20 protein-coding genes are annotated in these 17,266 nt (G+C 41.9%); 9 read left to right on the top strand and 11 right to left on the bottom strand.

What is annotated here, in order from left to right; translation table 11 throughout:
• Positions 1 to 131 precede the first annotated feature (131 nt).
• Together ligA and zipA are read right to left on the bottom strand one after the other, a co-directional pair.
• Positions 132 to 2,147: an NAD-dependent DNA ligase LigA gene (gene ligA / locus E5A76_RS09370; RefSeq protein WP_161118754.1), complete on the bottom strand. Its 2,016-nt coding sequence runs from the start codon at positions 2,145 to 2,147 to the stop codon at positions 132 to 134.
• A gap of 150 nt (positions 2,148 to 2,297) precedes the next feature.
• Entirely contained in the window at positions 2,298 to 3,644 is a 1,347-nt protein-coding gene (gene zipA, locus E5A76_RS09365; RefSeq protein WP_161118753.1) for a cell division protein ZipA, read from the bottom strand.
• A 356-nt stretch (positions 3,645 to 4,000) separates the two neighbouring features.
• Between zipA and cysZ the strand changes: the two genes are divergently transcribed.
• The 6 genes from cysZ to crr all read left to right on the top strand — a co-directional run bounded on the left by cysZ (position 4,001) and on the right by crr (position 8,932).
• Positions 4,001 to 4,762 carry a sulfate transporter CysZ gene (gene cysZ / locus E5A76_RS09360; RefSeq protein ID WP_053988564.1) on the top strand — a complete coding sequence of 254 codons (762 nt, stop codon included), beginning with the start codon at positions 4,001 to 4,003 and terminating at the stop codon, positions 4,760 to 4,762.
• Between the two features lie 273 nt (positions 4,763 to 5,035).
• A complete protein-coding gene (gene cysK / locus E5A76_RS09355) occupies positions 5,036 to 6,004 on the top strand; it encodes a cysteine synthase A (RefSeq protein WP_053988565.1) in 969 nt (322 codons plus the stop codon).
• A 33-nt stretch (positions 6,005 to 6,037) separates the two neighbouring features.
• Positions 6,038 to 6,193 carry a hypothetical protein gene (locus E5A76_RS09350; protein ID WP_155489143.1) on the top strand — a complete coding sequence of 52 codons (156 nt, stop codon included), beginning with the start codon at positions 6,038 to 6,040 and terminating at the stop codon, positions 6,191 to 6,193.
• Positions 6,194 to 6,313: 120 nt separating this feature from the next.
• The gene (locus E5A76_RS09345) at positions 6,314 to 6,601 is read left to right on the top strand and encodes an HPr family phosphocarrier protein (RefSeq protein ID WP_008986407.1); all 288 of its coding nucleotides are present in this window, start codon (positions 6,314 to 6,316) and stop codon (positions 6,599 to 6,601) included.
• A gap of 54 nt (positions 6,602 to 6,655) precedes the next feature.
• Positions 6,656 to 8,380, top strand: coding sequence for a phosphoenolpyruvate-protein phosphotransferase PtsI (gene ptsI, locus E5A76_RS09340; RefSeq protein WP_053988566.1), 1,725 nt, complete (start codon positions 6,656 to 6,658; stop codon positions 8,378 to 8,380).
• 42 nt (positions 8,381 to 8,422) lie between these two features.
• Complete coding sequence (gene crr / locus E5A76_RS09335) at positions 8,423 to 8,932, top strand: PTS glucose transporter subunit IIA (RefSeq protein WP_008986405.1); 510 nt, start codon at positions 8,423 to 8,425, stop codon at positions 8,930 to 8,932.
• Between the two features lie 122 nt (positions 8,933 to 9,054).
• Here crr and E5A76_RS09330 read toward each other — a convergent pair whose 3' ends face one another.
• The 3 genes from E5A76_RS09330 to E5A76_RS09320 form a co-directional block, all read right to left on the bottom strand.
• The gene (locus tag E5A76_RS09330; protein WP_161118752.1) at positions 9,055 to 9,951 is read right to left on the bottom strand and encodes a Dyp-type peroxidase; all 897 of its coding nucleotides are present in this window, start codon (positions 9,949 to 9,951) and stop codon (positions 9,055 to 9,057) included.
• Positions 9,952 to 10,160: 209 nt separating this feature from the next.
• Entirely contained in the window at positions 10,161 to 10,574 is a 414-nt protein-coding gene (locus E5A76_RS09325; RefSeq protein ID WP_053988568.1) for a hypothetical protein, read from the bottom strand.
• Between the two features lie 19 nt (positions 10,575 to 10,593).
• Positions 10,594 to 11,040 carry a DUF2919 domain-containing protein gene (locus E5A76_RS09320; RefSeq protein ID WP_053988569.1) on the bottom strand — a complete coding sequence of 149 codons (447 nt, stop codon included), beginning with the start codon at positions 11,038 to 11,040 and terminating at the stop codon, positions 10,594 to 10,596.
• A 424-nt stretch (positions 11,041 to 11,464) separates the two neighbouring features.
• Here E5A76_RS09320 and E5A76_RS09315 point away from each other — a divergent pair, with 424 nt between their 5' ends.
• Genes E5A76_RS09315 through E5A76_RS09305 form a run of 3 tightly spaced genes read left to right on the top strand, consistent with a single transcriptional unit; the run spans position 11,465 to position 12,546 of the window.
• On the top strand, positions 11,465 to 11,806 hold the full coding sequence (locus E5A76_RS09315) for a DUF2956 domain-containing protein (protein WP_161118751.1): 342 nt from the start codon (positions 11,465 to 11,467) through the stop codon (positions 11,804 to 11,806).
• A gap of 16 nt (positions 11,807 to 11,822) precedes the next feature.
• Complete coding sequence (locus tag E5A76_RS09310) at positions 11,823 to 12,269, top strand: DUF1499 domain-containing protein (protein ID WP_161118750.1); 447 nt, start codon at positions 11,823 to 11,825, stop codon at positions 12,267 to 12,269.
• A gap of 55 nt (positions 12,270 to 12,324) precedes the next feature.
• Positions 12,325 to 12,546, top strand: a complete 222-nt coding sequence (locus E5A76_RS09305; protein WP_053988571.1) for a hypothetical protein — start codon at positions 12,325 to 12,327, stop codon at positions 12,544 to 12,546.
• 36 nt (positions 12,547 to 12,582) lie between these two features.
• Here E5A76_RS09305 and E5A76_RS09300 read toward each other — a convergent pair whose 3' ends face one another.
• The 6 genes from E5A76_RS09300 to napF form a co-directional block, all read right to left on the bottom strand.
• Positions 12,583 to 12,723 (bottom strand): TIGR02808 family protein, encoded by a 141-nt coding sequence (locus E5A76_RS09300; protein ID WP_081001685.1) that lies wholly within the window; start codon positions 12,721 to 12,723, stop codon positions 12,583 to 12,585.
• Positions 12,724 to 12,738: 15 nt separating this feature from the next.
• Positions 12,739 to 13,314 (bottom strand): NapC/NirT family cytochrome c, encoded by a 576-nt coding sequence (locus tag E5A76_RS09295; protein WP_008986397.1) that lies wholly within the window; start codon positions 13,312 to 13,314, stop codon positions 12,739 to 12,741.
• Positions 13,315 to 13,333: 19 nt separating this feature from the next.
• Positions 13,334 to 13,843: a nitrate reductase cytochrome c-type subunit gene (locus tag E5A76_RS09290; protein ID WP_161118749.1), complete on the bottom strand. Its 510-nt coding sequence runs from the start codon at positions 13,841 to 13,843 to the stop codon at positions 13,334 to 13,336.
• A 67-nt stretch (positions 13,844 to 13,910) separates the two neighbouring features.
• On the bottom strand, positions 13,911 to 16,397 hold the full coding sequence (gene napA, locus E5A76_RS09285; RefSeq protein WP_053988573.1) for a periplasmic nitrate reductase subunit alpha: 2,487 nt from the start codon (positions 16,395 to 16,397) through the stop codon (positions 13,911 to 13,913).
• Entirely contained in the window at positions 16,394 to 16,666 is a 273-nt protein-coding gene (locus tag E5A76_RS09280; protein ID WP_053988574.1) for a chaperone NapD, read from the bottom strand. The genes napA and E5A76_RS09280 overlap by 4 nt, the downstream gene beginning before the upstream one ends.
• A gap of 22 nt (positions 16,667 to 16,688) precedes the next feature.
• The gene (napF, locus tag E5A76_RS09275; protein WP_107164858.1) at positions 16,689 to 17,186 is read right to left on the bottom strand and encodes a ferredoxin-type protein NapF; all 498 of its coding nucleotides are present in this window, start codon (positions 17,184 to 17,186) and stop codon (positions 16,689 to 16,691) included.
• Positions 17,187 to 17,266: the final 80 nt, after the last annotated feature.

Below are 17,266 nucleotides of genomic sequence, written 5' to 3'. Positions count from 1 at the left end.
TGCTTACTCTGATTGAACCGAATATATTGATCACATAGTTTTATACACTGTTTCATTTTATTCATAAAAAAACGCCCATCCAAACGGTGGGCGTTTTTTTGTAACTAAGTATGTTCTCGACTTTTACGCTGTTATTTCGACATCAAATCGACAAGTTTTTGCTCATCCCAGATCTCAATATCAAGCTCTTGCGCTTTTGCTAATTTAGAACCTGCCGCTTCACCTGCAACTAACAAGTTTGTTTTCTTCGATACACTACCTGTCACTTTGGCACCTAATTTTTGTAGTGCAGCTTTAGCATCAGAGCGCGTTAATTGAGAAAGCGAGCCTGTTAACACCACCGTTTTACCTTCTAATGGTAATTCAATGCCCTCTTCTGGCTTTTCGATTTCAGGCCAATGAATACCTACTTCTTGAAGATCTTTCACAACAGCCATGTTGTGCTCTTCGCGGAAGAAATTAAAAATATGTGCTGCTACAACATCACCCACATCAGGCACTTCAATTAACTGCTCTTTCGTCGCTTGGCTAATGGCTTCTAATGTTTCAAAGTAATTCGCTAAGTTTGCAGCCGTAGCTTCTCCAACTTCACGAATACCTAATGAATAAATAAAACGCGGTAGCGTTGTAAGTTTTGAAGCCTTAAGAGCATCAACCAGTTTCTGAGCTGATTTCGGTCCCATACGCTCAAGTACTGTCACTTCACCAGCGCTAAACTTAAATAAATCGGCTGGTGTCGCTACCATTTCACGATCAACAAGTTGTTCGATCACCTTTTCACCACAGCCATCAACGTCTAATGCTTTACGTGATACGAAGTGCTTTAAGGCTTCTTTGCGCTGTGCTTGACAGAACAATCCACCAGTACAACGCGCTACAGCCTCACCCTCTATACGTTCGATTTTAGACTGACAGACAGGACACTCGGTTGGGAATACAATCGCTTGAGCACTTTCAGGGCGACGAGATTCAACAACTGAAGCTATTTGTGGGATCACGTCGCCTGCACGGCGGATAATCACCGTATCACCAATCATCACACCTAAACGTGCAACTTCATCAGCGTTATGCAAGGTCGCATTACTCACCGTTACACCGCCAACAAACACGGGTTCTAGTTTAGCTACAGGCGTAATAGCACCGGTACGACCCACCTGAAATTCCACATTGTTAAGAACTGTCATCTCTTCTTGTGCCGGGAATTTATAAGCAATAGCCCAACGCGGCGCACGAGCAACGAAACCAAGCTGTTGTTGAGTATCAATGTCATCAACTTTGATCACCACACCATCAATTTCATAGCCTAATGACTGGCGTTTTTCACCAATACTCTGATGATAAGCAATCACCTCTTCAATACTGTCTACTTTGCGAATTTCTGGGCACATAGGTAAACCCCATGCTTTTAGCTGACACAGACGTTCATACTGTGTTTCAGCAAGTTCGCGGCCTTCAACCACGCCGACAGCATAGGCATAAAAACTGAGTGGACGTGTTGCGGTAATTTTCGGATCAAGCTGACGTAAGCTACCTGCTGCGGCATTACGTGGGTTAGCAAATGTCTTCTCACCTTTTTTCAGCGCTTTTTCGTTCAGTGCTTCAAAGCCCTTTTTCGGCATGAAAACTTCACCACGCACTTCTAAACGTGCCGGCCAATCAGTACCTTGTAGTTTTAAAGGAATAGCGCGAATCGTACGTACATTATGAGTGATATTCTCACCTGTTGTGCCATCACCGCGTGTTGCAGCTTGAACCAAAACACCATTTTCATACATTAGACTAACAGCAAGGCCGTCAAGCTTTGGCTCACAACAGTAACTTAGCTCAGCACCTGAACGAAGTCTGTCTTGCAAACGCTTTTGAAAAGCACGTAAATCATCATCATTAAACGCGTTGTCTAACGAGAGCATTGCTATTTCATGCTTGACTTGGGTGAAGCCATCTAATGCAGATCCGCCCACACGTTGACTAGGAGAATCAACCGTTACCCACTCAGGGTGATCAGCTTCAATTTTAAGTAGTTGCTGCATCATACGGTCATATTCTGCATCAGGGATCTCTGGATTATCTTCCACATAATAGCGGTGTCCGTGGTAATCCAGTTGCTCTCTTAATGTGAATAACTCTTGCTGAAGGTCGATACTCATTCTCTTCTACCTAACAAAATCTTGATGATTGTTTTAGTGCGCAATCATCATACTAGCTACACGATACGTGTTCATTGCGCCTAAATATAAATAAAAAAACAGGCTCCTTAAAGGAGCCTGATTATGAATTTCTTATCCTTATATTAAGGATTAAGCATTATTGTATTTCACAGACTTATCACGATATTGTGCAATGCGATTTGGCGTGATCATGACACGGTCTTGATCAAGTACATCTGCATTTAATTCATCGGCAATTTGCTGCGCTGTTTGTAACATCAAATTGAAGTTACTTGATGCTTTACCATGACAAGGCAACATTAAGAAGAAGCCAATACCTGGTGTTTCAAAGTGCTGATAATTTGTTTCAGGGAAAGAGCCCGGATTCAATAAGTTCGTCACAGAGAAGATAACAGGTTCAGTGCCTGCTAAATCTGCATGGCGATGGAATACTGAGTTTTCACCGAAGATCAAACCATGACGCTCTAGACATGCAAACAATGACGGACCACGTAAGATCTTACCGCTTCGTGCATGTACGCAAAGTGAGATGTAACTTGGTGGTAACGGCTCTGGCTCTGGCTCTGGCTCTGGCTCTGGCTCTGGCTCTGGCTCTGGCTCTGGCTCTGGCATGAACGTAAAGCTTGGTTCTTGTTTGGTTTTAACTGGTTCCACAACTTCTGGTTCAGACACTTCAACTGTAGCAACTTCTTCGACAACAGGAGCTACCACTTCAGCTTGAACAGGCTCTTCTGCCGGAACAAATTGAGGTTGAGGCTCAACAATTTGTTTTTCAATTGGTTGCTCTACAACTTCAGGTTCAATCGCTACCGGTGTTTCAGCCACCACAGGTTGCTCTTGCTGTACAACTGGCTCTGTAATTACAGGCTGCTGAATAGGCGCTTGAGTTGGTGCAACTTCTGGTTGCTGCGATACTTGAACAGGCGCAGGTTGGGCAACAGTTTCAACAATAGGAGCCGAAGCTTCGATAACAGGTTCTGCAACCATCGCAGGAGCCGCTTGTGGCTGAGGTTGAACAGACTGCTGAACAGGTTCAACAGGCGCGGTTGGCGTAACCACTGGTTGAACTTCAACTTGTGGCTTTTCAACTTGAACGGGGTGAGGCGTAGCTTTTACAGGAACATCATCACTATCTTTTGCTGACATTTTTGGTAAATCGTCATCATTATCGTCTAACTCGATATTACCTAATAATGGATCTTGCTGCGGACGCTCACCAAAACTAAATCCTGGCTCTTTACGCTTTGTCGGTTTTGTTTTTTCGACCACTTCCTGTGGTGTACTCACGACACGCGCTTCGCTGACACTTTCTTCTACGTCATCTTGAATCTCAAGAGGCGCTTCATCAATTTTACCTAATGGCTTTTCACCAAACTTTGCCGGTTTTTCTTTTCGACTTGTCCATAGACCATGGAAAAGCAGCGCTGTAATAGCAAGCGCACCAACAATAATAAGAACCAGACGCAATTCCTGCATACGAATACTCTGAAATTAACTCGTTATCCCTAGACGGGGTTAATAATAGAAAAAAATCTACTAGGCAGACAAAATCTCTAGTTAGAATTTCTCGCCGATGACTTACTGTACCAAAACTCAAATGAGAATGAGAAGTTGAATATCGCTATTCAGACAAGATAGTCTTTACAACGTGAGTTTTGCACACTTTTACACCACTTTTCATTATAAATGAAAGTATTTCGTGGTGTGTCAAAACTGTGACAACCATATTCAAATTTGATTCCATCCTATCTCGCCCGTTAACATGCTGCCTATATCCTCTTCCTTATTTCCGACAATAGAGCAATCAAGGAAGAGTCGTTAAGGAGAAATGAATGTCACAACAGCATGTCATCAAATCAACAACCAGCGGTGCTGGCTACTTTTTTCAAGGGTTAAAATTGGTGACCCAACCGGGGATCCGTCGTTTCGTTATCATTCCACTACTCATCAACATCCTTTTATTAGGTGGTGCATTTGCAACCTTGTTGACACATTTAAGTGGCTGGATTGATGGTTGGCTTAGTTATTTACCAAGCTGGCTGGAATGGTTGTCTTATGTATTATGGCCGCTTATCGCTATTGCAGCTCTAGTGACGTTTTCCTATTTCTTTAGCACCATTGCCAACTGGATAGCAGCACCATTTAATGGGCTGTTAGCTGAGTACCTTGAAGCTAAATTGACTGGACAAACTCCACCAGATGATGGCTTCAAAGCCCTAATTAAAGATCTGCCTCGTACCATGGGACGGGAATGGACAAAATTAAAGTACTATTTACCGAAAGCGATCGGCTTATTGATCCTGATGTGGATCCCTGCCATTGGTCAAACCCTCGCACCTGTGCTTTGGTTCTTATTTAGTGCGTGGATGATGACCATTCAATACGTGGATTATCCTTTTGACAACCACAAAGTGCCGTTCATTGAAATGAGAGATGCACTAAAAGAAAATCGTGGGCGTGCGCTTAGCTTTGGTGCTGTCGTGATGTTCTTCACTATGACACCGATTATTAACTTATTGGTAATGCCTGTTGCCGTTTGTGGTGCAACCGTGATGTGGATTGATCATTATCGTGATCAATTCAAACGTTACTAACAAATAACATTCTCTCACTTAATCCAAAGAGCACATTTTTGTGCTCTTTTTTATTTTTAATAACAACCAATAAATTCCTCTTTATTATCCTTTTTCAAGTAAAAGATATTTGTAAATTAGGCGCTTGACGCTTTTCCTCCCGCTATATATCTTTAATCTAATACAATTCACATATTGATAACAATAAGATATAACCATTTATTACTTTTCAAATAACTTATCCAGTATATGCTTAATTTATATTACTTTTAACGTGTCACGAAGGAACGAAGCATGAGCAAGATTTACGAAGACAACTCGCTAACCATTGGTAATACTCCACTAGTACGTCTTAACCGTGTCAGCAATGGCAAAGTTCTCGCAAAAGTTGAGGCGCGTAACCCAAGTTTTAGCGTTAAATGTCGTATTGGCGCCAATATGATTTGGGATGCTGAGAAAAAAGGTCTATTAAAAGAAGGCATTGAGCTAGTTGAGCCAACCAGTGGTAATACCGGTGTTGCTCTGGCTTTCGTTGCAGCAGCCCGTGGCTATAAGCTAACCCTAACGATGCCTGAAAGCATGAGTCTTGAGCGTCGTAAACTACTAAAAGCACTGGGCGCAAACTTAGTACTAACAGAAGCGCCTAAAGGTATGAAAGGTGCTATTGATAAAGCCGAAGAGATTGTAAATTCAGATCCAAGCAAGTACCTTCTGTTACAGCAATTTAATAACCCTGCAAACCCTGCTATCCACGAAAAAACAACAGGGCCTGAGATCTGGGATGCAACAGACGGTGAGATTGATGTATTTGTATCAGGTGTAGGTACAGGTGGTACGTTAACAGGTGTAAGTCGCTTTATTAAGCAACAAAAAGGCAAAGCAATCACGACAGTTGCAGTTGAGCCTTTAGAATCACCAGTGATCACTCAAACCCTAAATGGTGATACGGTTCAACCTGCACCTCATAAGATCCAAGGTATTGGTGCAGGCTTCATCCCTGGCAACCTTGATCTTGAACTGATTGATGAAGTTCAAAAAGTAAGCTCTGATGATGCAATTGAAATGGCACGCCGCCTAATGGAAGAAGAAGGGATTCTTGCAGGTATCTCATCAGGTGCTGCAGTGGTCGCGGCTAATAATATTGCGGCTCGCCCTGAATTTGCAGATAAAAATATTGTTGTTGTACTACCAAGCTCTGGTGAGCGTTACCTATCAACAGCGCTATTTGCAGGCATTTTCACAGAAAAAGAAACACAACAGTGATCACATTTTCCGATGTTTAATCGGGATATAAACATGAAAAAAGCCCCTTCGTGGGCTTTTTTGTTGCATTTTGAACTGAGCTTTAATATAAAACTCGCACGCTTTATTTTAAGCTCCGAAATAAAGGAGCAAAAACTGCGCATTTGTCGCTTACTAGCAAGTTTCTCAAAAAACTTTGACTTGGATTAAAGCTAAGACATGATGCTATTAGGTAGTTTATACTGCAGCAATACAAGCAAAGCGATAAACTTATGCTTGTTATAAATAAAGTAAATATTAAATAAAATACTATATCTATCGGGGTGAATTATGTATCAGAAGCAAGTTGAAATCACAGCACCAAATGGTTTACACACTCGTCCAGCGGCTCAGTTCGTTAAAGAAGCTAAATCATTCGATGCAGATGTGACTGTAACTGCTAACGGTAAGAGCGCAAGTGCAAAAAGCCTATTCAAGCTTCAAACTCTTGGCCTAATCAAAGGCGCACAAATCACTATTTCTGGTGAAGGTGCACAAGCTCAAGAAGCTGTTGATGCTCTAATTCAGCTGAAAGAAGATCACGACGGTTCTCCAGTTGCAATGTTCCGCGAAATCTAAGCTACGTTTATATACAAACGAGTTTTCAGTTTTTAGTTAATTAAAGGTAAAGCTATGATTTCAGGTATCTTGGCATCTCCAGGTATTGCTTTTGCTAAAGCACTACTATTGCAAGAAGAAGAGATTGTTCTAAACAAAACACCAATCTCTGCAGACCAAATCGATAACGAAATTCAACGTTTCTTCGACGCTCGAAAGAAATCGTCTGAGCAACTAGAAGTAATCAAAGAAAAAGCACGAGTCACTTTTGGTGAAGAGAAAGAAGCGATCTTTGAAGGTCACATCATGTTGCTTGAAGATGAGGAGCTAGAAGAAGAAATCATAGCCCTTATTAAAGACAAAACATCGGCTGACTATGCGATTTACTCAGTGATCGAAGAGCAAGCACAAACGCTTGAGTCTTTAGATGACGAGTACCTTAAAGAACGTGCTGCAGATATCCGTGATATCGGTAGCCGTTTCATTAAAAATGCATTAGGCATCAACGTGATCAACCTAAGTGCAATCAACGAAGAAGTGATCCTAGTTGCTAACGACTTAACACCTTCTGAAACTGCACAAATCAACCTTGATTACGTTCGTGGTTTTATCACTGATATCGGTGGTCGTACATCACACACTTCAATCATGGCTCGCTCTCTTGAGATCCCAGCGATTGTGGGTACAAACGATATCACATCAAAAGTTAAATCTGGCGACATGCTAGTGCTTGATGCAATCAACAACCAGATTGTTATCAACCCAACTGATGATGAACTAAACAAATTCAAAGCTATCAGCGAAGCACACAAAGCTGAGCAAGAAGAACTAGCTAAGCTAAAAGATCTTCCTGCAATTACGCTTGATGGCAAGCAAGTAGAAGTTTGCGGTAACATCGGTACAGTTAAAGACTGTGACGGCGTAAACCGTAATGGTGGTGAAGGCGTAGGTCTATACCGTACTGAGTTCCTGTTCATGGATCGCGATGCTCTACCTACAGAAGAAGAGCAATACCAAGCGTACAAAGAAGTAGCAGAAGCAATGCACGGTGAGCCAGTGATTATCCGTACTATGGATATCGGTGGTGATAAAGATCTTCCATACCTAGATCTACCAAAAGAAATGAACCCATTCTTGGGTTGGCGTGCGATTCGTATCAGCCTTGACCGTCGTGAAATCCTACGTGATCAATTCCGTGCTATTCTTCGTGCATCTGCACACGGTAAGATCCGTATCATGTTCCCGATGATTATCTCGGTTGAAGAAGTTCGCACACTGAAAGCTGCTATTGAAGAGTTTAAAGCAGAATTAACTGCTGAAGGCTTGGCTTTTGACGCTAACATCGAAATCGGTGTTATGGTTGAAACACCAGCAGCTGCAGCTATTGCACACCATCTAGCGAAAGAAGTTTCTTTCTTTAGTATTGGTACCAACGACTTAACCCAGTATACTCTAGCAGTTGACCGCGGTAATGAGCTGATTTCTCATCTTTACAACCCGCTATCTCCTGCTGTACTTACAGTGATCAAGCAAGTAATTGATGCTTCTCACGCTGAAGGTAAGTGGACAGGTATGTGTGGTGAGCTTGCTGGCGACGAACGTGCAACTCTACTGCTTTTAGGTATGGGTCTTGACGAGTTCAGCATGAGTGCGATTTCTATCCCTCGCATCAAGAAAGTTATCCGTAACGCTAACTTCGCTGATGTTAAAGCTATGGCAGAGCACGCATTGTCTCTACCTACTGCTGCTGAAATCGAAGAGCACGTAGAAAAATTCATCGCAGAAAAGACCATCTGCTAATTAATAGCTGCAGATAATATAACAACGCTTAGGAGCATCGATATGGGTCTGTTTGACAAATTGAAGAAACTGGTTTCTGACGACAGCAATGAAGCTGGTGCAATTGAAATCATCGCACCTCTTTCTGGCGAAATCGTTAACATCGAAGATGTGCCAGATGTAGTATTTGCTGAAAAAATCGTTGGTGACGGTATTGCTATCAAACCAGCTGGCAACAAAATGGTTGCACCAGTAAACGGTACTATCGGTAAGATCTTTGAAACTAACCACGCTTTCTCTATTGAGTCTGACGATGGCATCGAACTTTTCGTTCACTTCGGTATTGATACTGTTGAACTTAAAGGCGAAGGTTTCACTCGCATCGCTGAAGAAGGCCAAACTGTTAAAGTTGGCGACACTATCATCGAATTCGATCTTGCACTACTAGAAGAGAAAGCTAAGTCAACTCTGACTCCAGTTGTTATCTCTAACATGGACGAGATCAAAGAGCTAACTAAGCTTTCTGGCGCTGTAAACGTTGGTGAAACACCAGTTCTACGCGTTAAGAAATAAGCTCAGTTTATAGCTGATAAAAAGCGCTACTTCGGTAGCGCTTTTTGTTTATCTGAACCAATAAAAAAGCACGCTACAAACAAGATTTGTAGCGTGCTTTTATTCAAATAATCAGCAGATCATTATAGGCTGTTTAACATTGCCATTGATGGTGCAAAGAAGTATGCGCCCGTTACAGGTTTTGAGAAACGTAGCATCTGATCTGTCTTACCATCGGTTTCACCAAACATACTTTCAAGCTGCGCATCAAAGTGATGTTGACGATGACAGTATGCAATGAATAATAAGCCGTGATCAGCAGTTACAGAGCCGTATGGCAAGCTGTGACGTAGGATCTTTAAACCTTTACCATTTTCTTTAATATCAACACGGCCTACGTGTGACGCTGCTGGAACATCTTCTAGCTCTACAGAATCTGTTTTCGTACGGCCAATCACTTTCTCTTGAGCTTGAACATTCAAACGGTGCCATGCTGGTAGGTTATGAACATAGCGCTGTACCATTACATAACTACCACCAGTAAACTCACCTTCTGCAATCACACCCACGTTAGCACGATCTTCTGCTGTTTGTGGGTTCTCAGTACCATCGATGAAATCTGTCATGTCACGATGATCTAAGTATTGGAAACCGTATGTTTCATCTAATACTTCTACATCTTGTGCCATTTTTTCGAAGAATACACGGAATGCGTAGAAGTTAAGATCATGACGATTAGAGTGGATATGTAATAGCACATCACCACCAGTGGCTGGTGCAACGGTATCACCCTTACCTAACTGACGAAACTCTGTTAATTCAGCAGGGCTTTGCTGACCCAAAGACTCCCAAAATGCTTTACCGAAAGCAACGCTGGCATGAAGTTTGGCGTCTTGCTGTTCTGCATTCAAATCAGCAAGCAATTGATGAATAGACTGGCATTGAGCAATAACATTTTGCTTATTACCAACAACATTCATTACAACATAAAGGGCAAAAGCGCCGCGATCTGGAACGATTGCTGGTTGGGCAATACTCATAGGTGTCTTCTCCTAACAGGACTTCTAATCAAGAATGAAAAGTAATTATAACGATATAAATAAGTAAATCATTTGATCCTGATACATCAGTGATATTTTTTGCATATTTTCACACAAATGTGCGTAGTTATTAGCCCATAAAAACAATAACGCCTTCTTATAAAAGAAGGCGTTATTGTTTATTTATGAGGTAAAAGGAAATGCAGTAATTATGCAGTCATCACTTCAACTTGCAATTTAACACGCTCTTCTAATTCACAATCTTCAGTTTCAAACAGAATTGGCATGTTAAGACCTGTCGATAAGGTTTTCGCTAAGATAGTACGCCAACCACCATCATCAAGACGCTCTTGAATTTGAAAAGCAATTTTCACTTCATCAGGAGAAACATCAAGTAATTGCGCACTACCAACCACTTCTCGACACAGGTGATGCTGACTCTGGCTTAAGCCATTAAAGAATACGGTTTCTTCACCCGGTAGTAATGATAATGAGGTGTTCACTGTCTGTTTTGAATTACAGCAACTGATCAGCTCAAAGCTAACATCAAGCAGCCAATCCGCCATTGCTAATGGACTTAGCAAGGTACTTAATAGCAATTGTCCTCGACCAAAATCATTCATTACACTTCCCCTTCACAGGCTAATCTGCAAATAAATCTCTTACCCGTGAGCTTCGTAGAAGGTAGAGTCCAAGCCACGCTGTTAGCAGTAAGGTAATGGCTCGAATCCAGCTAAACGCACCATGACTGATAACTAAGTGATGTATTTGCATTAAAATATCAATACTGTAAGCAGCGAGTAATGTGCTCTTTCCCTGCCGCCACAGAAAATTTATTAATTTGTTATTTTTATTTCGTTGTCCTGATAACCACATTAAAAGAATAGCTGGGCTACCAATTGCCATACCGAGGTATAAGGTTTCACGGATTGGGTAAATAAGCTCAAGAAGTTCTCCCCCTTGTGTTCTGCTTACTCCCGCCATAACAAACACTAACCAAGCTTTAGCATTAAAGAGCAACACGAACCACAGCATCTTATTAATTTTTAATTGTCCATGCTGATCATAAGCATCTATCGGATATAACAAGTCACTTCCCTCAAAGTACTATCCAATGAAATTTAGATCAGAGCTTAATAAACATCTCTGTAGTTCACAAACGACTCTAATCTATTCTTTCAATTTTTGAATAATAAGGACGGCGTTTTGTGCTGAAACGCACTTTTCAGTTTTTTATAATGCCGTAAACATCACAGTTTTTGATCTAAAAGAAACAAAAACAGCGTTTTTTATACATAGATCACAGACAGTAAAAGGTATAACTAAATTCTTTAAAAACATAATGTTACACGTATAAAACAGTGTTAACAATCCATTTACCGATTTCTGAAATTTTCCTACAGAATCAGTAAGATAAAAATCATCTCTTATGGCGATTTAGTCTCTGCGACATCATCAAGGCTATTTCTGAGATATAATCATCAAACAGATTCAATTTATCAGGGACGCAATGATGGCAAACCGAAAGCAATCAACACCTTCACCAGAAACCCAAGCAGAAGCAATGCGTATCGCTAAAGGGACCCAAAAAGAAGGGCAAACCAAAGAACAAACAAGGCTGATTGCGCTTGGGATCCAAAAAGGTATTGAGCAATATAAAAAACAACAAAAAGCCAAAGCCCGTGAGCAAGATAAATTAAAGAAAAAAATAGCGCGTACGAAAGCCTCAAATGATGCGGATAATGCACCTGAAGTCGTCACAGAGACAATTTACCAACAAAGCAAATTAGCATGGGGGTTATTAGCACTTTCTTGGATAGGTTTTCTGGCTTACCTACTGCTGCCAACACTTTAATATAAAGGTATTGCTGATGGTTCGTTTTCGCTCTCCTCTTATTTTATTCGCACTATTAACTGGTTGTAGTGATCGAGGCACAGACGTTTGGATGAGTCAAATTGCGCTCCCTTGTGGCGATAAACCCAATTGTGTGTCGACACTTGATAAGCGTGAAGACTTTACACTCTCGCCATTTGTGCTTACGCCTAAAGGCATGGACGATTGGGCTGCAATAAAACAAGCAGCGTTAACATTGCCAGGGGCTCAATTAGCAGATCAAGCAACCCACTATTTGCATATTGAAGCCACCAGCAAAGTCTTTCGTTTCGTCGATGATCTGGAAATCGCACAAACAGGAAATCATCTCGATGTGCGTTCAGCCTCACGTATTGGCTATTATGATTTTGGGGTAAATAGAAAACGTGCTGAAATGTTGCGCGAACGACTCATTCAAGATGGTTTAATCAAAAATAACAATTGATATTGATTCTCATTTGCATTTATATTGAGTAAAATTCTTTTGAAAATTACCCATTATGAATAAAAACAGTTTTAAATTATTCAGTCAGCTTGGTTTAACCCTCACCCTCCTATTACATATAGTTGAGCTAGCGACGAACTTAAAACAGTCGCTAGCATTAACCCATCTTGTGTTTGAGTGGCTACCTCTTTATCTTGTTTGGGGCACAATGCTGGTGATCAGTTACCAACAATGGCAAACCACAAAAAAGAAAAAGCCACCTTTAGGTATCAGCTAAAGGTGGCTTACTCTAGTGTTCATTAATGTCATTACATTACTTAGTAATGTTTTTATCTTTACCGAGTGATAACAGCCAAATACAAATAGCAGCAACTGCAACAAACCCAGATAAAATAATCACTGGCATCGCTGCGTAACCCAATATATGCCAGATCACCGATTCAAGTGTACTCATCGTCTCTCCTTAGGTTTATTGCCAGCCTTCAATATTTTTCATATCAGGGAGTTTATGTGCGATGCCTTTGTGACAATCTACACAAGTTTTATCCCCTGATGCTAATGCTGTTGAGTGTAGCTTAGCACTACGAGGTGCTTGCTCTGAGAAATCCATATAATTGAACTCGTGACAATTACGGCACTCTTGCGAGTTATTGTCCTTCATTCGCTTCCATTCTCGTTCAGCTAAATGCCCACGGCGCTCAGCAAATTTTTCAGGAGTATCAATCGTTCCCATCAAGTGAGCCACAATTTCTTTTGATGCCTGTACTTTACGAACGATCTTGTCTGTCCAATTGTGAGGAACGTGACAATCCGAACAAATAGCACGAACACCAGAACGATTAGAAAAGTGGATCGTTTCTTGAATTTCTTCAACAATTGGTGCGTGACAACCAGCACAGAACTCTTCGGTATTCGTCTTTTCCATCGCGGTATTAAATGCGCCCCAAAACAATAAGCCGCCAATAAAACCCATGAATAACACTAAACCCACAGCCACTTTACTCGGTGTTTTTAAGCGTAACCAAAACGTTTTTAATAACTTCATATATCATCCCTTATTTTGGTTACTGCAATGCACTAACACGTTTGAAGTCATTTTCTACTAATGGCTTAGCATCTGCTTGTGGCACGTGACACTGCTGACAGAAATAACGACTTGGTGATACATCGGATAGCACCTGTCCTTCTTGCGGTGACACATAGTGCGTTACACTGATTTTGGTTGCGCCCATCTCTTTGGCATTTTTCCAGCTATGACAAGCAAGACATTTGTTTGCATTTAGTGACACTTCGTAATTACGGATCGTGTGTGGGATCAATGGTGGCTGATACACATAATCGTTATCAATCACACCTTGATCTTTCGGATAATGCTTCATTGGATCGGCTGGACGAGTGTCTTCTAACTCTGCTGAACCACGTAATGATTCAAGGCCACCAATACCGCCCGGATTGAGTAGTTTAGTTTTTGCTATCGCTTCTGACACAGGTTTCGCTGGTGTTGATTCTTCGCTTTGTACAACCCCAGCCATTAATGCACTCACCGCTAATACAGCCAATAAGATTCTTTTCATGATGTTCTCCGCCAACAGGCTAATTCTGAAATGAGGCGAGTGGTTGATGCACTCGCCATAGGCAGGGTTAAACCTTGCTGATTTTAATTGGGCACTTTTTAAAATCGGTCTGCTTTGATAGCGGATCAGTCGCATCAAGGATCAGTTTATTGACCAAAATACGTGCATCAAAGAATGGAACAAATGCCAGTCCAACCGGTGGACGGTTACGACCACGTGTTTCAACACGGCAGCGAATTTCACCACGACGAGAAGCGACATTCACTTCATCACCACGGCGTAAACCGCGTTTCTTGGCATCTTCTGGGTGTAAATAACACAGCGCATCAGGAACCGCTTTATACAGCTCAGGTACACGGCGAGTCATGGTACCTGTATGCCAGTGCTCTAATACACGTCCAGTACATAACCACATATCGTATTCGTTATCAGGCACTTCCGGCGGGGCTTCGTAAGGCGCTGAAATAATCCATGCCTTACCATCAGGTTTACCGTAGAAATCCCAATCAGACCCTTTTTTCGCGTAAGGATCTGAGCCTTCTTTAAAGCGCCATAACGTTTCTTTGCCATCAACCACAGGCCAACGTAAGCCTCGTACTTGATGGTAAGTATCATACGGTGCTAAATCATGGGCTTTACCACGACCAAATGACGCATATTCTTCAAACAAGCCTTTTTGAACATAGAAACCTTGCGCTTGCGCATCGTCATTTAACGGTTGAGTTTCCGTTAATGGGAATTTATCAACTTGGCCATTGCGGAACAGGATGTCATACATGGTTTTGCCACGGTACTCAGGCATCTTAGCCAGTAACTCTTCACCCCACACTTCTTCTACTTTGAAGCGCTTAGAGAATTCCATTATTTGCCATAGATCCGATTTCGACTCACCCGGTGCTTCAACCTGTTGATACCAAGCTTGGGTACGACGCTCAGCGTTACCGTAAGCCCCTTCTTTTTCGACCCACATTGCGGTTGGTAAAATCAAATCAGCAGCTTGCGCAGTTACCGTTGGGTACGGATCAGAACATACAATGAAGTTTTCAGGATTGCGATAACCCGGTAAACGTTCACCATTGATGTTAGGTCCTGCTTGCATATTGTTATTACACATCACCCAGTACGCATTTAACTTGCCGTCTTTTAACATGCGATCATGTAATACCGCGTGATAGCCCGGCTTAGGTGGGATCGTACCTTCAGGCAATTTCCAAATCTTTTCTGCTTTTTCACGGTGTTTCGGATTAGCAACCACCATGTCAGCAGGTAGACGGTGAGCAAATGTACCCACTTCACGGGCGGTACCACATGCTGATGGCTGACCCGTTAATGAGAACGGACTATTACCTGGCGTTGCAATCTTACCAGTGAGTAAGTGCAGGTTATAAACCAAGCTTTGCATCCAAACACCACGGGTATGTTGGTTCATCCCCATCGTCCAAAGTGACATCACTTTTAGCTTTGGATCTGCATAGTATTTCGCAAGCTCAATCAGTTTTTCAGGTGCCACACCTGACATTTCTGATGCTTTTTCTACGGTGTATTCCGCTACAGAGGCTTTATATTCCTCAAATGTCATTGGGAACATATCACCAGAGTTTGGATGTGCAGCTTTTTGTTGTAATGGATTATCGTCACGTAGACCATAACCGATATCTGTTTGTGCGCGTTTGAAGTGGGTGTGCTTATTCACAAAGTCCCAGTTCACCGCATCGTTTTGAATAATGTAATTCGCAATAAAGTTGGCAATGGCTAAGTCAGTTTGCGGTTTAAAGATCATGCCATTATCAGCCAATTCAAATGAGCGATGCTGATAGGTAGAAAGGACATTCACTTTAACATGAGGGTGACTTAAACGGCGATCCGTCATACGCGTCCATAATACAGGGTGCATTTCTGCCATGTTTGAACCCCATAGAACGAACACATCAGCATGTTCTAGATCGTCATAACATCCCATTGGCTCATCAATACCAAAGGTACGCATAAAACCCACCACCGCTGATGCCATACAGTGGCGAGCATTTGGATCGATATTGTTAGAACGGAAACCCGCTTTCATCATTTTTGACGCGGCATAACCTTCCATCACCGTCCACTGACCTGAACCAAACATGCCCACCCCCGATGGACCTTGTTTCTTCAGTGCCGCTTTCCACTTATCTGCCATTACATCAAACGCGGTATCCCACGATACTGAAGTGAACTCACCTTCTTTATCGTACTGACCGTTCTTCATACGAAGCATTGGCGTTTGTAGACGATCTTTGCCGTACATGATTTTTGAAAGGAAGTAACCTTTGATACAGTTAAGACCTTTATTGACTGGTGCTTTAGGATCACCTTGAGTAGCAACAACGCGACCATTTTGGGTACCCACCAAAACAGAACAGCCAGTACCACAAAAACGACAAGGCGCTTTATCCCATTTAATTTTTGTTTCATCAGAACTAACAATTAAGTTAGTTGCTGAAGCGGGTAAGGTAATACCTGCAACAGCCGCGGCTGATGCGGCAGCATTTGCTTTAACAAATGCACGTCTTGTCATCTTCATGAGTTGCCCTCAGGTTGCGTCTCAAAGTGCTCAATTTGGTGATACACCAAAAAAGTGGTTAACACATTTTCTAAATTATTGATTTTATCTATGGTGTCGGTCACGTAGCCTTGGTTTGCTGTTTCAAGAACCACGATGATCTTCCCTTCTTCACTGTCGCCGGGAATTTCAGTATTCGGCATTGCTAAAATCTGTTGCTTTATCTCTTGTAAATATGCAGGTTTGACATGCACCACAAGGCTGGAAATATGAACTTCTTGTAAAGACATACAGACTCTCTTTTAAAACGAATTACTGGGTGTTTGCATCTACACGCGCGATGGTAATGGCTGAAACAGGACAACCAGAAACACAAGCACCACATCCGTTGCAATCATCACTAGACACCGTTGGCATCGCGACCTTTCCAACTTGAAGTTGAAATTGAATCGCTTGTGGTTCACACATGTCACCACAACTTCGGCATTCGATATTCTTCGATGCCATACACCCCTCATTGATGGTTGCAGTGATTGCCCACGGTTGTTCTGTTTGTGCTAAAAATAATGGTTCAGGACAAACATCGGCACACTGATAACAAAAAGTGCACTCTCCTTCGCCTTGGCTAAAATCCACTTGTGGAAAGCCACCATCACCTTTAACAAGGATGTTTGTTTCGCATGCTTTGATACAACGTTCACAGCGAGAACAAATATCCGTAAATTCAGCTTCATTTTTCAACCAAGGCAAACGCGGTAAGCTAGGTTGAGTTCGACGAGTAAATAATTGTCGTCGAGAACGATCCACCATCTTCACCTCTCGCTTTGGATCTAAATGACAAAAAAGAATAAAAAGTTGCAATATTAATATATATTCATGCAATTCATTGA

It is taken from the genome of Photobacterium lucens (assembly GCF_009873615.1).
Taxonomy (GTDB): domain Bacteria; phylum Pseudomonadota; class Gammaproteobacteria; order Enterobacterales; family Vibrionaceae; genus Photobacterium; species Photobacterium lucens.
This window is presented reverse-complemented; position numbering and strand designations above follow the sequence as displayed.

Excerpts from the sequence above, each read along its gene's own strand:
- ligA (WP_161118754.1), bottom strand. The coding sequence starts at position 2,147 with ATGAGTATCGACCTTCAGCAAGAGTTATTCACATTAAGAGAGCAACTG.
- zipA (WP_161118753.1), bottom strand. The coding sequence starts at position 3,644 with ATGCAGGAATTGCGTCTGGTTCTTATTATTGTTGGTGCGCTTGCTATT.
- cysZ (WP_053988564.1), top strand. The coding sequence starts at position 4,001 with ATGTCACAACAGCATGTCATCAAATCAACAACCAGCGGTGCTGGCTAC.
- cysK (WP_053988565.1), top strand. The coding sequence starts at position 5,036 with ATGAGCAAGATTTACGAAGACAACTCGCTAACCATTGGTAATACTCCA.
- E5A76_RS09350 (WP_155489143.1), top strand. The coding sequence starts at position 6,038 with ATGAAAAAAGCCCCTTCGTGGGCTTTTTTGTTGCATTTTGAACTGAGC.
- E5A76_RS09345 (WP_008986407.1), top strand. The coding sequence starts at position 6,314 with ATGTATCAGAAGCAAGTTGAAATCACAGCACCAAATGGTTTACACACT.
- ptsI (WP_053988566.1), top strand. The coding sequence starts at position 6,656 with ATGATTTCAGGTATCTTGGCATCTCCAGGTATTGCTTTTGCTAAAGCA.
- crr (WP_008986405.1), top strand. The coding sequence starts at position 8,423 with ATGGGTCTGTTTGACAAATTGAAGAAACTGGTTTCTGACGACAGCAAT.
- E5A76_RS09330 (WP_161118752.1), bottom strand. The coding sequence starts at position 9,951 with ATGAGTATTGCCCAACCAGCAATCGTTCCAGATCGCGGCGCTTTTGCC.
- E5A76_RS09325 (WP_053988568.1), bottom strand. The coding sequence starts at position 10,574 with ATGAATGATTTTGGTCGAGGACAATTGCTATTAAGTACCTTGCTAAGT.
- E5A76_RS09315 (WP_161118751.1), top strand. The coding sequence starts at position 11,465 with ATGGCAAACCGAAAGCAATCAACACCTTCACCAGAAACCCAAGCAGAA.
- E5A76_RS09310 (WP_161118750.1), top strand. The coding sequence starts at position 11,823 with ATGGTTCGTTTTCGCTCTCCTCTTATTTTATTCGCACTATTAACTGGT.
- E5A76_RS09305 (WP_053988571.1), top strand. The coding sequence starts at position 12,325 with ATGAATAAAAACAGTTTTAAATTATTCAGTCAGCTTGGTTTAACCCTC.
- E5A76_RS09300 (WP_081001685.1), bottom strand. The coding sequence starts at position 12,723 with ATGAGTACACTTGAATCGGTGATCTGGCATATATTGGGTTACGCAGCG.
- E5A76_RS09295 (WP_008986397.1), bottom strand. The coding sequence starts at position 13,314 with ATGAAGTTATTAAAAACGTTTTGGTTACGCTTAAAAACACCGAGTAAA.
- E5A76_RS09290 (WP_161118749.1), bottom strand. The coding sequence starts at position 13,843 with ATGAAAAGAATCTTATTGGCTGTATTAGCGGTGAGTGCATTAATGGCT.
- napA (WP_053988573.1), bottom strand. The coding sequence starts at position 16,397 with ATGAAGATGACAAGACGTGCATTTGTTAAAGCAAATGCTGCCGCATCA.
- E5A76_RS09280 (WP_053988574.1), bottom strand. The coding sequence starts at position 16,666 with ATGTCTTTACAAGAAGTTCATATTTCCAGCCTTGTGGTGCATGTCAAA.
- napF (WP_107164858.1), bottom strand. The coding sequence starts at position 17,186 with ATGGTGGATCGTTCTCGACGACAATTATTTACTCGTCGAACTCAACCT.